Below are 15,027 nucleotides of genomic sequence, written 5' to 3'. Positions count from 1 at the left end.
TAGCTGCTGGATATGGTCGTCGACGATTTGCGATCTAAGGGTATCTCGCCTGTATACCTTATCACCGACCACACAGGATTTTATGAGCGGTACGGCTGGGAGTTCTTCTGCATGGTTCAGGGCAGCGACCCCGAGCCTTCAAGAATGTATATACATAAATAAAAAAACGGCAGCTGCCGACCAGAAAAAGCCATACCGCGGTTTTCGCGATATGGCTTATTTATCTGCACATAGTCAATAGCTCATCGAGGAGTTTGTCAGCCGCGTCCGATTTTGACAGAAGCGGCAGGTCAGTCACTCCGTCGCGCTTAATCAGCACAAGGTGGTTTGTGTCCGTGCCGAAGCCCGAGCCTTCATCTCTGAGTGAATTCGCCGCAATCAGATCGGCGTTTTTCTTCTGCAGCTTGGCGCGCGAGTTCTCGAGCATATTCTCGGTTTCCATAGAGAAGCCGCAGAGCACCTGACCGTCGCGCTTGTTCTCACCGAGCCATTTGAGGATATCCGCCGTGCGCTTGATCGGAATCGAAAGACTGCCGTCGGATTTCTTTATCTTCTCGTCCGCAGTGCTCTCGGGAGTGTAATCGGCGACAGCGGCGGTCTTGATGATGATATCCGCGCCGGCATAGTTCTCTTTTACCGCTTCAAACATATCCTGAGCGCTCGAAACATTTACGACGTTCACAAACGGCGGCGGGTCAATACTGACGGGGCCGCTGACAAGAGTTACCTCGGCGCCTCTGAACATGGCCTGACGCGCCACGGCGTAGCCCATCTTGCCTGTGGAGTGATTTGTGATAAAGCGGACAGGGTCAATACTCTCTCTTGTCGGGCCCGCTGTGACGAGAACCCTCTTCCCTGCCAGATCCTTCTCCTTTGCGGTTTCGCGGAGAATATAATCGAGCAAAACCAGCTCGGACGGCATTTTACCTGCTCCCGTGTATCCGCAGGCGAGGTAGCCGTTGTCGGGCGGAATGACTGTTACGCCGAACTCCTCAAGCGTTTTTATATTGCGCTGAACAACGGGATTTGTGAACATATTCACGTTCATCGCGGGCGACACTATAACGGGGCATTTCATTGCGAGATACGTCGTGCTGAGCATATCGTCGGCGATTCCGTGCGCCATCTTTGCTATTATATTCGCAGATGCGGGTGCAACAAGCATTACGTCCGCCTTGTCGGCAATGGAAACGTGAGCCACGTTATACATGAAGTTGCGGTCGAAGGTGTCGGTCATGCACTTGTTTTTTGTGAGCGTTTCAAAGGTGATCGGGTTGATAAAATTCGTCGCATTCTTCGTCATTATCACGTGAACGTCGGCGTGCAGCTTAACAAGACTGCTCGCGAGATTCGCGATTTTATACGCTGCGATACTGCCCGTAACGCCGAGAACAACTGTTTTTCCTTTTAACATGGCGGCTCCTTACATATCGCACAGCTTGCCGTGCTTTTCGTACCGCGTGATTTTGGAAACGCGGTTATTGTCGTCGACGAAAACCACCTTTGGTGAATGCGCCGCCGCTTCCTCGGGGGTCATCTGAGCATAGCACATAATGATGATCTTGTCGCCGACGCTTACCTGACGCGCCGCGGCTCCGTTAAGGCAAATCATGCCGCTGCCGCGCTCGCCCGCGATCACGTAGGTCGAAAAGCGGCTGCCGTTGTTCACATCGACGATCTGCACCTGCTCGTATTCGATGATTCCCGCCGCTTCCATCAGCTCCTCGTCAACCGTGATGCTGCCGACATAGTCGAGTTCAGCCTGAACCACCGTCGCGCGGTGAATCTTTCCTTTAAGTAATGTAATATTCATTTTGCTCCTTATTCCGCGATAAAGTTGTCAATCAGTCTGGTTTTGCCGATATATACCGCAATTGCAACGAGTACGGGCCCGTCGACTTTGTGGTGGATCTCGATCGAATCCCACTTGACCATCTCTACATAGTCGATTCTCGCGAGCGGCTCGGACTCTATCAGCTCTCTCATGGCTGAAAGCACCTTTTCTCCGTCATGCTCGCCGTCTTTGATCATACGCTCACCCATGAAAATCGCCTTGCTCAGCACGAGCGCCGCCTTGCGCTCCTCGGGTGAAAGGTATGTGTTGCGCGAGCTCTTGGCGAGTCCGTCCGATTCGCGGATAATCGGACAGCCGACTACCTCGAGGTTCATGTTTAGGTTGCGCACCATGCGTCTGATTACCGCGAGCTGCTGAGCGTCCTTCTGACCGAAGTACGCCCTGTCGGGCATCGCGATATTGAAGAGCTTGTTAACAACCGTGCAAACGCCCCTGAAATGGGTCGGACGGCTCTTGCCGCACAGCTCCTTTGTAACGCCTGTCATATCGACAAAGGTGGTGAAGTCGTCACCGTACATCTCCTCGGGCTCGGGGTGGAAAACCATCGCCGCGCCTGTGCTCTCGCAGAGCGCGCAGTCAGCCTCCAGATCGCGCGGATAGGTTTCAAGATCCTCGTTCGGGGCGAACTGGATCGGATTTACGAACACGCTGACGACTACCCTGTCGTTCTCGGCAACCGCGCGCTTTATGAGACTCTGATGTCCCTCGTGCAGATATCCCATTGTGGGTACAAGACCGACGCTCAGACCCTGACTTTTCCATTCGCGCACCTGCGCCTTTACTTCGTTAACTGTTCTCGCTAATATCATGCGTCTGTCCTCCTCAGCCGAGCTTTTCGATAATTTTGTCGTCGATCGCGTAGCAGTGCTCCTGTGACGGGAACACGCCGCTCTGTACCTCGTTTATATACTGCTCGAACGCCGCCTTCATAACCTCGCCGACGTTCGCGAATTTCTTGACAAATTTGGGTGTAAAGTCGGAATACATTCCGAGCATATCCTGATATACAAGCACCTGACCGTCACAGCCCGCTCCCGCGCCGATGCCGATGGTTGGAATAGTAAGCTTTCCCGTGATGAGCGTCGCGAGCTTTGCCGGTACGCCCTCGATCACAACAGAGAACGCGCCTGCCGCCTCTACCGCCAGAGCGTCCTCGATCAGCTTCTTAGCCGCCGCTTCCGTCTTGCCCTGAACCTTGTGGCCGCCGAAGGCGTTTATCGACTGCGGGGTCAGTCCGATATGCGCTACAACGGGTATGCCTGCCGCAACGATCGCCTTTATCTGCTCCGCTACTTCAACGCCGCCCTCTAGCTTTACCGCATTGGCTCTCGCTTCCTTCATCAGTCTGCCCGCGTTGACAACAGCATCATATACGCTCGTCTGGTATGACATAAACGGCATATCGACCACGACCATGGCGTTTTTCGCGCCGCGCGCAACTGCCGCTCCGTGGTGGATCATGTCCTCCATCGTAACGGATACCGTATCCTCGTAGCCAAGCATGACGTTGCCGAGAGAATCGCCGACAAGAATCATATTCACGCCTGCCTCGTCGATAAGGCGCGCCGTGGAATAATCATAGGCGGTCAGCATGGTTATCTTCCTGTTTTCGTTTTTTGCCTGCTGCAATGTTAAAACTGTGTTCTTCACTCTAAAATCTCCTTTACACACATATTTCACATTCTCGCAATAAAAGTATCAGTTTGCAGGTATAGCTTCCGCAGAATGCCATCCTTACCGATTATACCATAATTTTATGCCGTGTCAATGGAATAAGGACTATATAAAGAAAAAGGACGGTTTTCACCGCCCTTTTAACGCGAATCAATTAAAGTCCGAGAGCGTTGAGCTCCTGAGCTGTTACCTCGACGAGCTTCTCGCACTCCTTGGCGTTGCTGCCGAATACCTTGCCGACGCCTGCCCAGCCCTTTGTAAGGCCGTCGAGAGCAGCGTTGGACATCATGTTGCCCATGCCTGCCTGCTCCTGCTTCTGAACCTGGAACTTGTTTGATTCCTGACCGAAGCCTGTGCGCATGATCCATACCTGGTTTCTGCTGTCAAGTGCAGGGAAAGTGATTACATATACAAGACCGTGCTTTGTGAGAGAAGGCTCACCCGCGGTAAACTTCTTGTCCTTGATCGCCTCGTAAAAAGATTCGATTGTGTACTTGTTTGAGGTTTTTACTGTTTTAACTTTTACTCCGAATGCCATAGTAACTCAACCTTTCTGAAGATATTGCATTGCTGCAATTTCATTATACAATATTTATTTGCGATAATCAATAAAAAGTATCAGTTTCTGCAATCTTTAACATTTTTATATTGCTTAAAATTCTCTTACGTGGTAATATTGATTTATAAACACACGGCAAGGAGAATCTTTATGGCTACATCTAAGGAATATCTGCAGTACATAGTCGACCAGCTCGGCGGAATGGACGAGATTTCTCACCGCGCGATGATGGGCGAATACGTCATTTACAACAAGGGCAAGGTTATCGGCGGTATCTACGACAACCGCTTTCTCGTCAAGCCCACAAAGTCCGCAAAGGAGCTTCTTCCCGACGCTCCTTATGAGGAGCCGTACCCCGGCGCAAAGGAAATGCTGCTCATCACCGACCCCGAAGACAGCGAACTGATGGAAAAGCTGCTCAACGCCGTGGCGGACGAGCTGCCCGCGCCTAAAAAGAGGAAGAAATAAAATGCATTACGTTAAGGTGATGGGTATCCTTTCTCCAAGCAACGGAATGAACCTATACCGCGGCTGCTCGCATGGCTGCATATACTGCGACTCGCGCAGCAAATGCTATCAGATGAATCATGACTTCGAGGACATCGAGGTCAAGGAAAACGCGCTCGAGCTGCTCGAAGCCGCTCTCAGGCGAAAAAGAAAGCGCTGCATGATTGGCACAGGCGCGATGACAGACCCGTATCTCCCGCTCGAAAAAAATCTCGGATACACCCGTAAAGCCCTTCTGCTCATTGAAAAATACGGCTTCGGCGTTGCACTTCAGACGAAATCTGATCTTGTGCTGAGGGATCTGGATATTCTCAGACAAATCAACGAAAAGACAAAGGCAGTTGTACAGATGACGCTGACGACGGCTGACGAAAAGCTGTGCAGGATTATCGAACCAAACGTCAGCACTACAAATGAGAGGTTTGAAGCGCTGAAAGCTCTCCGCGACGCGGGTATTCCGACAGTGGTGTGGCTGTGCCCTGTTTTGCCGTTTATCAACGACACGGAAGAAAACATCAGGACAATTCTCGGAATGTGCGTTGAGGCAGGCGTCAGGGGTGTGCTGTGTTTCGGAATGGGACTGACTCTGCGCGAAGGCAACCGCGAGTATTTTTACAGGCAGCTCGATATTCATTTTCCGCGTCTTAAGGAAAGATATATCCGCGAGTACGGAAACAATTATATGGTTGACAGTCCGCGAAGTACAGAACTTATGCGGCTGTTTCACCGAATCTGTGAGGAGAACGGAATTCTTCACAACAACGATCAAATCTTTGAGTATCTGCGTAAATTTGAGGAAAAGAACGCCGCAGAACAGCTTTGTCTGTGGTGAAAAAAGAGGGATAGTTTATGGCAAGACTGAAAAACAAGCTGATCGGAATGCTCTACACCGTTCTGCTGGGCGTAATAACAGGAGCGATCGTTTGGGCGTTTCTGAGGGTGATGAACCTCGGAATCGGATTTCTCTGGGATTTTCTGCCCTCGCAATTCAGCATACCTTTTTATACCGTCGGCGTTTGTCTTATCGGCTCGCTGCTGATAGGACTGTACAAAAGCAAATTCGGCGACTACCCCGAGGAGCTCGGTATGGTGCTCGGAAAGCTCAAGAAGAACGGCCGCTATCCGTACAACAACCTGCTCATAGTGTTGATCGCGGCGCTGCTGCCGCTGCTTATCGGCGCGGCAATCGGTCCCGAGGCAGGCCTGACGGGTGTGATCGTCGGCTTGTGCTGCTGGGTCGGCGACAAGCTCAAGCGCTACTACAAGGAAGCCAGCGACCTTGCCTCCATCGGCGCGAGCGCGACACTCGGAACGATATTCCGCTCACCGATGTTCGGATTCGTTGAACCGCTCGAGGGTGAGGCTGACACAAAGCTGCCTAAGGCGTCAAAAACAGTGCTGTATATTCCGGCTATCCTCAGCTCGTTCGGCATATTCATTCTTCTGAACAAGCTGACGGGAGGAAGCACAGGCTTCCCCGCAATCGAATTTAACGGAATTGAGCTTACAGATTTGCTCTGGGGACTCGTGCTGACACTCGTCGGAGTAGTAATGGGCGTGCTGTTTCTGGCGTTTGAAAAAATCACGCACTTTCTGCTCGGACTTGTCAAAAACGTCATTATCCGCTGCGCGATCGGCGGTCTGGCGCTCGGAATAATCGGCACTCTGCTGCCTCTCACAATGTTCTCGGGCGAGCATGAAATCGAGAAAATACTGAGCGACGGAAAGACTATCGGCATAGTCACACTGTTGATCATCGCCGTCGCAAAGCTGTTCCTGACAAATGTATGTATCGCGTCATGGCTTAAGGGCGGACACTTCTTCCCCGTTATCTTCTCGGGAATCGCCGCGGGCTACGCGTTCTCAATGATAATCGGAATTGACCCCGGAATGTGCATGGCTGTTGTCACGGCGGCGCTGCTCGGCAGTATTATGAAAAAGCCTGTCGCGGTGACTCTGCTGCTCCTGATTCTGTTTCCGTGGCAGTTTGTTCCCGTCATGCTCGGCGCTTCGGCGCTCGGCGGATTCTTTGACCTGCCGCGATTCTTCAACAAAGCCGATAAATAAAAATAATCAAAAACTGCAACTTACTTCGGATTTCTGCATTTCACCGCCAAAACTGTTGTCAATTTTCATTTGCCGCGCTATACTGTTGCCATAACAAAAACGAAAGGTTGATTGATTATGGGACTTATTTTTCTGATAATTTTCGCGCTGGCTGAAATCGCGCTTGTGGTGCTGACGTTCACAAGGTTCGGCGAAAAAGCGGCATGGCTCAAAAACCGCGCTGTCATAAGAACGGCTGAGGCCGCGCTGATGCTCGGTATCATTCTCGTACCCGCTACGAACCTGAAATGGCGGTTCTTCTTCGCAATGGGAATCCTAGCCGTCCGCTTCCTCTTCGCAGGAATCATGTGGCTCATCAAGCGAAACAAGGCAACAGGCAAAAAGAAAAAGGCAGGCAGCGTTGTAGACTGCATTGTATCGATTATGCTTATCGCGTTCGCTCTCGTGCCCTCGTTCATCTTCGCGAACTACGGCGGACTGCCTACAACCGGCGAATTCAATGTCGGCACAACGGACGCAATTCTCGTAGACGAAAGCAGACCCGATACCTTTGAAAACGACGGTTCCTTCCGCGAGGTTCCCGTGCACTTCTTCTATCCGGAAAACGCCGAAGGCTCCTTCCCTCTCGTTGTGTTCTCACACGGCGCTTTCGGATACTACCAGAGCAATTTCTCCACCTACCGTGAACTTGCGAGCAACGGCTATGTCGTAGTTGCTCTAGACCACCCGCACCACGCGTTCTTTACAAAGGACACCGACGGCAAGATTATTACCGTAGATCAGGATTTCATTAACGAAGCTATGGTAATCGGCGGCGGTGATGACGTGAGCAACGAGGAGGTTTATGAGGGTACAAAGAGCTGGATGGAGCTGAGGATCGCAGACGGCAACTTTGTCCTTGACACGATTGAAGCGGCTAAGAAAAGCGGCACACTCGGCACAGCCTGGCACAGCGAGAACAGCGACGCTGTACTCAACGTCCTCGCGATGACCGACACCGACAAAATCGGCTGCATGGGTCACTCCCTCGGCGGCGCGACAGGCATTGCTCTCGGCAGAGAACGCGATGATATTGACGCGGTTATTGACTTTGACGGCACGGTTCTCGGAGAGGTTGTCGAAATCAAAAACGGCAAATGCGTTCCTAACGACACTCCTTATCCCGTTCCTGTTCTCGTCTTTTCCAACGGCGAAAACGTCGAGGAAGGCGCTTACGTGAACATAACCGGGGACTTTGTAAATAACGCGAAGGACGGCAAATTAGTTACCTTCAAACACGCCGGTCACATGGACTTCACCGACCTGCCTCTGCTCTCTCCGTTCCTGGGCTCAATGCTCGGTCACGGCAACATCGACACCAAGGAATGCATGACAAAAACTAACGAGATCACACTTGAGTGGCTTAACTATTATCTCAAAAACGAGGGAACGCTTGACTTTCAGGCTCAGTACTAATTATGCAAACAAAGATCACCAGAATTGAACGCGACAAACCCGAAATACTCGAAATCCGCTGTCACGAAATCAGCGACGAAGTGCGCGAGATAGTTGCCTTTGTCAAATCAAGGCAGGGACAGCTTACGGGCACCGCCGACGACAGAATGTATGAGATCGCTGTATCTGATATATTCTATATCGAATCGGTGGACAACAAGACCTTCATATACTGCAAAAACCGCGAATATGAAACAAAGCAGAAGCTGTACGAGCTTGAGGAAATACTCAGAGAAAAGCATTTCCTCAGAGTATCGAAATCCGTGCTGCTCAATCTGATGAAGGTCAGCTCTATCAAACCCGCTCTGAACAGCCGCTTCACCGCAGTGCTGTTTTCAGGAGAGCAGGTCATTATTTCGAGGAAATACGTTCCCGAGCTGAAAAAAGCCCTGAAAGGAGAAAGTTGATTTGACCATAAAAGAATTTCTGATATCGCGTGTCCAGCTGTTCTTTCTGCTGACAACGCTGATCCTCGCGGCAAGCGCCATAATCGGAGCGGTCATCGCTCCCGCGGAAGAGCTTCACTACTACCAGCTTTTCGGCCCGATGGCATTCGCGGGATTGTGCGTACTGCCCACCTGCGTTAGCTTCTTCAGAAAAGAACCGACGCTCGGTCAGTTTATTATCCGAAAGGCGATCGAGCTTGTGCTGATCGAGTGCATTATTCTCTTTATCATTTCGCCGCCCGACGACGACAGCATTCCCGCGCTGCTGTTCTATGTAATCCTCGGAGCGGTCGTGCTGGTAATCTATATCCTCGCGCTGCTTATCATGTGGCTTCAAAAATATAGGCAATCAAAAAAGCTATCCGATCAGCTCAAAAAGCTACAGACAAGCGAATAATACAGACGAAAACCGCAGCCCTATACGGACTGCGGTTATTTTTTGCCTGTCAATCGGGCTTTGCGGGCGGATTGCCTTCGGGCTTGTTTCCGCCGGGAGCACCGCCGCCGTCGGGAGGCGCTTCATGGCCGCCCGATGAAGTTGAAACCTTAATTTCGATCGCTTCACCCTGAGATGCTGTGCCCTCTGTGTATTCCTTGCCGTCTACATAGAGCTTGTGACCGTTGAGGTTGATCGAATCCGCGTCGCAGGTGAGCGATGAAATATAGGAATCGGCTGTGAGAGTCCATGTGGAACCCTTCTCGACCTCTACATAAACGCTGCCCTCGGCACCGTCGGGATTGATCGCGCCTGTAAAGTTAGAGCCGCTCTTGAGATACAGGTTAAGCGTAGATACGCTGTCTACGAGCATATCTCCGTTTATCGTCTGCTTCTCGGCATTGAGAGTCACCTGACCGCCGTTTGAGCCTTCCTTGCCCCAGCCTGCCGCCGCAGCTCTGAGGAATACGCCATCGCCTTCGTTGGTGATTGAGGCGTCGCTGAGATTGATTTCAGTCGCCGTGTTATTGACAAAGAACACGTCGCCGTTCTTGTTTACAAGACTGCCGCCGTTCATCGTGAAGCCCGACAGACCCTGTGCCGCGTCGCCGGACATAGACTGATAAATCATTACCGCCTGATAATAGCTCGACTTATCGCTGTTCTTCTTGTTGTTGTCGGCTGTGAGAGTCACGTTGTTGAGAGTTACCGAGTTCTTGCCCTCTACGACAACGCCCTGCGAAGCGGTCGAAACCATCTCGGCGTCGCTGACGGTTATATCGGCGGTTGAGTAAATTACCGGCGAGCCTGTGCCGCTCGTGGAATAGTAGCCGCCGTTTACATTCACGGTGCCGCCGCCTCTGTCAGAACGGATTGCCGCAGAAGAATTGCCCGAGGTTTCGATTGTGAGATTTGCGGCGTTCATCGTGCCGCCGCCTGTCGTCATCAGACCGCCCGAGCAGTTGCCCGTGGTGTTGATGTAGGAATCAGAAATATTGACGATCGTGCCCTCTCCGTAGCTGAAAACGGCGTTAGCGTGCTTTCCGTCTGTCTTGACAACCATCTCGCTGAGATTGAGGGTACCGCCGTTTGTAGCGAATATCGCCGCGTTCTCGCCGTAAAAATCAGCTTCGTCGCCGTCGGCTTCGCCTGTCTTTGTAACAAGAATGTTGCTGTAGGACGCTTCCTCGCCGTCCGCGGTTATCGCGTGAGCGCCGTCCTCACTGTTCGATATCGTATCCTTAATAGTGATATCGCTCTCGGCAAGCCGTTTTGTCTGAGCCGCCGTTGACGCTGCCTGGGTGGTTTCAGCCGAGGTCGCCGCTTGTGTGGTTCCGCTCTGAGTTGTTGTCTCCGCGACTGACGAAAACTGATTGCCGCAGCCGCTGATTGAAACCGCTGCAGCCACCGCAGTTAAAAGGGATATTAATATCATATAAGATTTGCTGATTTTGGCTTTCATAACGCTTACCTCCTTTAATTTGTCTTTATTTTAATTCCTGAATATTAAAAAAACCTTAAATAAATATACATTTTTGAAATTTATAACATCATTTTGACAGCTATTCTGAAAAAAAGCTGTTAACCGCTAGAAAACAAGAAAATTTTCTATATTTATGTATTTTTTCCGCGAATAATCTGCCCCACTCTTGGCATTCTTGACGTAAAGTTATTTTTGGAGCAATGAATACTAAAATAATTAGATTTTTAAATAATCAAAAATATGGTTAGTTTGCACAATAAGATGTGATATTTTTGGTGAATACTTCCTGCCATTTTTTCTATTTCATTGCTATTAGGGAGAATTTTTTCGTTTGTTAGGCGACAAAACACGACTGTTTATGTATAATATGTATCAAAGGGTAAAAAATGAAATAGAGGGTTGAAAGAAAGAAGGAGTACCTGAGGTAGTTTATGAAAAATTTCGTTATGCAGTATTGCAACAATATCCCAAATGCAGTAACCGAATTTGACGAGAAAAAACACACCGGCACTATAAGGTTTCTTAATAACAACGGAGATCTTACCGGAACGGTAATTTTCTACATTATAGATTCCGGATTGGCTTTCGACAGGTATTCTTTTTCCTTTGATGAAGACATTATTATTAGTTCAGATGCGGAAATCTTTTCACATATACCTCTCGAACGCATAAAAATCACCTATTGCAACAAAGGCAGATGCGAAACCACACTGACAAATAACCACCAATATTATATTTCAGGCGGAGAAATCTCAATAAACTGTGAGCACCCTACAAAAGCTATGCGTATTTTCAGCGGTGATTTTGAAGGCTTCCAGTTTTATGTTTTCCTTAACTCAAAATGGCTGAATAAAATGAAGGATTACAGCGACTCAGAATCAGCTCCCGAAAAAATATATAATATTTTTACTAACAGAGCCGAACCCAGAATTATCAAGACCAACAAGAAGATGACGGAAATCGCCAGGGAAATCATGAGCTATGCGTCAGAGTCAAAGTTCAATATGATTTCAATCAAGGCAATGGAGCTTATGATTCTGATTGCAAATGATGATAACGAAGCTGTAGGTCTTGAGCGCAAATACTATACAAATACACAGATGGAAATTGCAAGACAGACACGCGATATTCTCTGTGAGGATCTGAGCGTACGCTACTCCGCGAAGGAGCTTGCTCAGCGCTTTGGCATCAGTGAAACAAGCCTTAAGAGCTACTTCCGCGGCTACTTTGGTTTAGGCTATCACGAGTACCAGAACAATATCAGAATGGAAAAGGCCGCTAACCTCTTGGAAAACACCACATTGAAGGTGCTTGAAATTTCACTAAAGGTCGGCTTCCGCAGCCAGACCAAGTTTGGAATCTGCTTTAAGAAGTATTACGGAATGAATCCGCTTGAATACCGCCGCAGAGCCAAACTGAAAAACAAAAATGATTAATTCCCCGTTTTCGACTCCTATACGCTGGAACTCTGTCCTGTGCTTTTGCGCAGGGCAGAGTTTTTTTGGCAAAAAAACGAACCTTCGCGTCCCGGCCAGTATTGACACATACTGCAATAGAGATTAAAATAATTGCGTAAGGTTATTTATAAGGAGAATGAGATATGGGGCAAAAGCTCTTCACGCTGTCATTTGACGACGGCACCGAACAGGACTGCCGCCTTATTGCGCTGATGGAAAAATACGGAGTCAAGGGTACATTCAACATCAGCAGCGGAATATTCGGACGGAAAAGCTACATTAAGCGCGTCGGAAACGGCGGAAAAAGCGCCGCTGAGAAAGACATTCTTCACCCCGAGCTTTACGTCAACCACTATATTCTCACCGAAAAGGACGCGCTCAGTCTCTACTCAAGCTCGAACGTCGAGATCGCGAGCCACGGAACGCATCATCTTGTTCAGTCGGATCTGACAAAAGAGCAGACTGAGGAAGAAATCACACAGGATTTCGAGAGATTGTCCGAGCTGTTCGGATATCGTGTTGTCGGGCATGCCTTCCCTAAGGACACCTTTAATGGAAACGTCATTGAAGCGCTGAAACGAAACGGCGCACTGTACGCGAGGAGGGTTTCGCGCGAACGCCCGAAGGACTTTTCCTTCAATCGAAATGAGCTGATACTTATGCCGACCTGCCGCCACACAGACCCCTTCTCGGACGAGCTGCTCAACAAATTCATTAACACGCCAGCGGGCAATGACGACATGGTATTCGTTCTCTGGGGGCACAGCTACGAGCTGGATTACGGCACAAAACTCGGCTGCTATGAGCACATAGAGCGTCTGTTTCAAACCGTATCGCACGCAAAGGACATACGCTTTGTCACTAACCGCGAGCTTTACGAAGCGTGATCACAGGGTGGTTTCAGCTTTTCTGCCCTGTACGAACAGAATAAAGAAGATAGCATAGACATACAGCACAGTAATCACAATGTTGACGTACATCATCTCGCGGAACAGGAGCATCAGCGCTACAAAGCTGAGCCCGAGCACACAGAGAAGCAGAACTGACTTGCGGGTAAAGGCGCATTTGCGCTTGGCGTACTTCTCAGTCAGGAACATGAATGTGAAATATAGCACCATTGAACCGACAAGAAGCACCGTCTTTTGGAACAGGTTCACTTCCCCGTCACGCATGAACTCCAGCGCGACGGAAATATTGTTGAGTGCGAATATCATAAAGACGTGTATCATCATATAACCCGTACCGTTTGTTATGGTTTCGCGGTCGATGATCCTGTTGTACAGAATCCCATAGGAAAGCAGCAAACCGACGACGATGAGAAAACCCATGGTCGAGAAATAAATTTCGCTTACCGTGATTTCTCCCGTGAAATATGAGGATAGAGATATGATCATCTCGCCGAAGGTGAACACTACGTAGAGCATCGCACGCTCGGAAAGATGGGCAAAATCCACGGGCACCATTCTGTTGAGATTGCCCGAGAGGATCGTCGCGACTATTCCGAACACGATCGGCACATAGGCGATCGAAACGCCTGTGAAGGTGAAAACAAGTATATGGACGCCTACGAGAGCGGCTTCCGTGAAGAGAATCGCCGCCTTACGCTTGAGCTGCATGGTCTCCCACGGAGCGTCCTTCTGGTTTCGCAGTTCGATGAGGTGCTGCACGGCGATATTGACGAGAATCAGCATCCACGCGATATTGAAGTGGTAGAACGCGCTCTCCCACCCTACGGATATTCCGACAGCCATATGGTAGAGCAGGTACATATTGATAAAAAGAAAGACGTGGTCGCGGACTCCGTTTCTGCCATATATATTAATGTAGAATGTCGTAAAGTTCCAAATCTGGATCACCGCGAGGGTGCAAAGCACATAGGCAAGGAAATTCCCTTGGGTCACGTAACCGTTATCGACGTGGTGCAAAAGGGAGTTATTGCGCCCGATGATAAATACAAATATAAGGTCGTATATCAGCTCAAGATATTCGACCTTCTTCTCTTTTTTCAGCTCCAACATGCTTTCACCTTCGTAAAAATGGAATGTGTACAGAAATTAATCTAAATATATACTATCATTTATATCGTGATAAGTCAATCGGAACAAAAAGCAAAAATCCCGCCACTTTCGTGACAGGATTTTCGTTTTTGGCAAGGATGAGCAAAAAAGATGTATTTTCCAAAAACCGCTGAGGGTAGTGAACCCGTATCAAGTCTTTCCATTCTTCGCGGTTTTCAAAGAAGATATCAGAATCCGTTTGATTTCCAAACAGTCGTCAATTAATGATTTTGCTTGCTTTTCATCTAAATATTCTGTTAAAAGCAATAATCGCAACCAATACTCTGTTTCGGCCGTTTCCTTTAGTGATATTTGCAGCTTTGCAATAAAGTCCGCATGACTGACTCCGTAAACCGCTTCGTTTGCATTTGCTCCGATGATGTTCCGCTTCGAATGATTTGTTTGGAAATAATGCTTTCCTTTTTCTCTTTGGACAAGTATTGATAGAGCTTAACGATTCGTGCGGCGAAGTGCAAAGATTTTTCCAAAAGCGCGTTTTCGTATTTCATAATAGCCAATAACCTTTATTGAATTTTAAAGAAAAAAAAAGAATAAAGAAAAAAGAATAAAGAATAGTGAATAATACACCAGAAACGCCCTATGGGTTCATCTGATTATTATTTATTCTTTATTCATTATTCTTTCTTCTTTGAACCTTACGTCAGTAAGGCGTTTCTGGCGGAGACGGCGGGATTCGAACCCGCGGGGGATTGCTCCCTAACTGATTTCGAGTCAGCCCCGTTATGACCACTTCGATACGTCTCCGTATTCAACCTTATCTATTTTACCCTTTTTTGCTCGAAATGTCAAGTGAATTACAAAAGAAAAAGGAGTATCACGGGGATACTCCTTTGAATAAGCTGTTTGGTATGATTATTTTACCATAAATGCGAAGTGATTTCATTTTTGGCTTGTACTCTAAACAATTCAGCCTGCGCAAAAAACATTTAAGCAATTTGTAAGCAAAAAATTGTTTTGTCAAAAGGCTGTAT

Annotated in this window: 15 protein-coding genes, 1 tRNA gene and 1 pseudogene; 8 read left to right on the top strand and 9 right to left on the bottom strand. The window is 48.7% G+C overall.

Features of this window, described 5'->3' with window-relative positions; genetic code table 11:
* Positions 1 to 220: 220 nt before the first annotated feature.
* From coaBC to JKK62_RS09565, 5 genes are all read right to left on the bottom strand, one after another.
* Positions 221 to 1,414, bottom strand: a complete 1,194-nt coding sequence (gene coaBC / locus JKK62_RS09585; RefSeq protein WP_201427696.1) for a bifunctional phosphopantothenoylcysteine decarboxylase/phosphopantothenate--cysteine ligase CoaBC — start codon at positions 1,412 to 1,414, stop codon at positions 221 to 223.
* 9 nt (positions 1,415 to 1,423) lie between these two features.
* The gene (panD, locus tag JKK62_RS09580) at positions 1,424 to 1,813 is read right to left on the bottom strand and encodes an aspartate 1-decarboxylase (RefSeq protein ID WP_201427695.1); all 390 of its coding nucleotides are present in this window, start codon (positions 1,811 to 1,813) and stop codon (positions 1,424 to 1,426) included.
* Between the two features lie 8 nt (positions 1,814 to 1,821).
* A complete protein-coding gene (gene panC / locus JKK62_RS09575) occupies positions 1,822 to 2,664 on the bottom strand; it encodes a pantoate--beta-alanine ligase (protein WP_201427694.1) in 843 nt (280 codons plus the stop codon).
* A gap of 13 nt (positions 2,665 to 2,677) precedes the next feature.
* Positions 2,678 to 3,505 carry a 3-methyl-2-oxobutanoate hydroxymethyltransferase gene (gene panB / locus JKK62_RS09570; protein ID WP_201427693.1) on the bottom strand — a complete coding sequence of 276 codons (828 nt, stop codon included), beginning with the start codon at positions 3,503 to 3,505 and terminating at the stop codon, positions 2,678 to 2,680.
* 178 nt (positions 3,506 to 3,683) lie between these two features.
* Positions 3,684 to 4,067 (bottom strand): hypothetical protein, encoded by a 384-nt coding sequence (locus JKK62_RS09565; protein WP_186833905.1) that lies wholly within the window; start codon positions 4,065 to 4,067, stop codon positions 3,684 to 3,686.
* Between the two features lie 171 nt (positions 4,068 to 4,238).
* Between JKK62_RS09565 and JKK62_RS09560 the strand changes: the two genes are divergently transcribed.
* From JKK62_RS09560 to JKK62_RS09535, 6 genes are all read left to right on the top strand, one after another.
* A complete protein-coding gene (locus JKK62_RS09560) occupies positions 4,239 to 4,556 on the top strand; it encodes a TfoX/Sxy family protein (protein WP_201427692.1) in 318 nt (105 codons plus the stop codon).
* A gap of 1 nt (position 4,557) precedes the next feature.
* The gene (locus tag JKK62_RS09555) at positions 4,558 to 5,427 is read left to right on the top strand and encodes an SPL family radical SAM protein (protein ID WP_201427691.1); all 870 of its coding nucleotides are present in this window, start codon (positions 4,558 to 4,560) and stop codon (positions 5,425 to 5,427) included.
* A gap of 17 nt (positions 5,428 to 5,444) precedes the next feature.
* Positions 5,445 to 6,662, top strand: a complete 1,218-nt coding sequence (locus tag JKK62_RS09550) for a chloride channel protein (RefSeq protein ID WP_201427690.1) — start codon at positions 5,445 to 5,447, stop codon at positions 6,660 to 6,662.
* 117 nt (positions 6,663 to 6,779) lie between these two features.
* A complete protein-coding gene (locus JKK62_RS09545; protein ID WP_201427689.1) occupies positions 6,780 to 8,117 on the top strand; it encodes an alpha/beta hydrolase family protein in 1,338 nt (445 codons plus the stop codon).
* 2 nt (positions 8,118 to 8,119) lie between these two features.
* Positions 8,120 to 8,563 carry a LytTR family DNA-binding domain-containing protein gene (locus tag JKK62_RS09540; RefSeq protein WP_186833900.1) on the top strand — a complete coding sequence of 148 codons (444 nt, stop codon included), beginning with the start codon at positions 8,120 to 8,122 and terminating at the stop codon, positions 8,561 to 8,563.
* A 1-nt stretch (position 8,564) separates the two neighbouring features.
* Positions 8,565 to 8,999, top strand: coding sequence for a hypothetical protein (locus tag JKK62_RS09535; protein WP_186833899.1), 435 nt, complete (start codon positions 8,565 to 8,567; stop codon positions 8,997 to 8,999).
* A gap of 49 nt (positions 9,000 to 9,048) precedes the next feature.
* Here JKK62_RS09535 and JKK62_RS09530 read toward each other — a convergent pair whose 3' ends face one another.
* Positions 9,049 to 10,500: a hypothetical protein gene (locus JKK62_RS09530; protein ID WP_186833898.1), complete on the bottom strand. Its 1,452-nt coding sequence runs from the start codon at positions 10,498 to 10,500 to the stop codon at positions 9,049 to 9,051.
* An 803-nt stretch (positions 10,501 to 11,303) separates the two neighbouring features.
* Between JKK62_RS09530 and JKK62_RS09525 the strand changes: the two genes are divergently transcribed.
* Entirely contained in the window at positions 11,304 to 11,957 is a 654-nt protein-coding gene (locus JKK62_RS09525; protein WP_186833897.1) for a helix-turn-helix domain-containing protein, read from the top strand.
* A 164-nt stretch (positions 11,958 to 12,121) separates the two neighbouring features.
* Positions 12,122 to 12,865 carry a polysaccharide deacetylase family protein gene (locus JKK62_RS09520; RefSeq protein WP_186833896.1) on the top strand — a complete coding sequence of 248 codons (744 nt, stop codon included), beginning with the start codon at positions 12,122 to 12,124 and terminating at the stop codon, positions 12,863 to 12,865.
* Here the strand turns inward: JKK62_RS09520 and JKK62_RS09515 are convergent, their stop codons facing one another.
* The 3 genes and pseudogenes from JKK62_RS09515 to JKK62_RS09505 all read right to left on the bottom strand — a co-directional run bounded on the left by JKK62_RS09515 (position 12,866) and on the right by JKK62_RS09505 (position 14,800).
* The gene (locus tag JKK62_RS09515; RefSeq protein ID WP_201427688.1) at positions 12,866 to 13,996 is read right to left on the bottom strand and encodes a low temperature requirement protein A; all 1,131 of its coding nucleotides are present in this window, start codon (positions 13,994 to 13,996) and stop codon (positions 12,866 to 12,868) included.
* Positions 13,997 to 14,185: 189 nt separating this feature from the next.
* Positions 14,186 to 14,544 (bottom strand): annotated as a pseudogene (locus tag JKK62_RS09510) (four helix bundle protein).
* 167 nt (positions 14,545 to 14,711) lie between these two features.
* Positions 14,712 to 14,800, bottom strand: a tRNA-Ser gene (locus tag JKK62_RS09505).
* Positions 14,801 to 15,027 lie beyond the last annotated feature (227 nt).

It is taken from the genome of Ruminococcus difficilis (genome assembly GCF_016680995.1).
The sequence above is the reverse complement of the archived record's forward strand: the minus strand, read 5'-3'. Positions and strand labels throughout refer to the sequence as shown.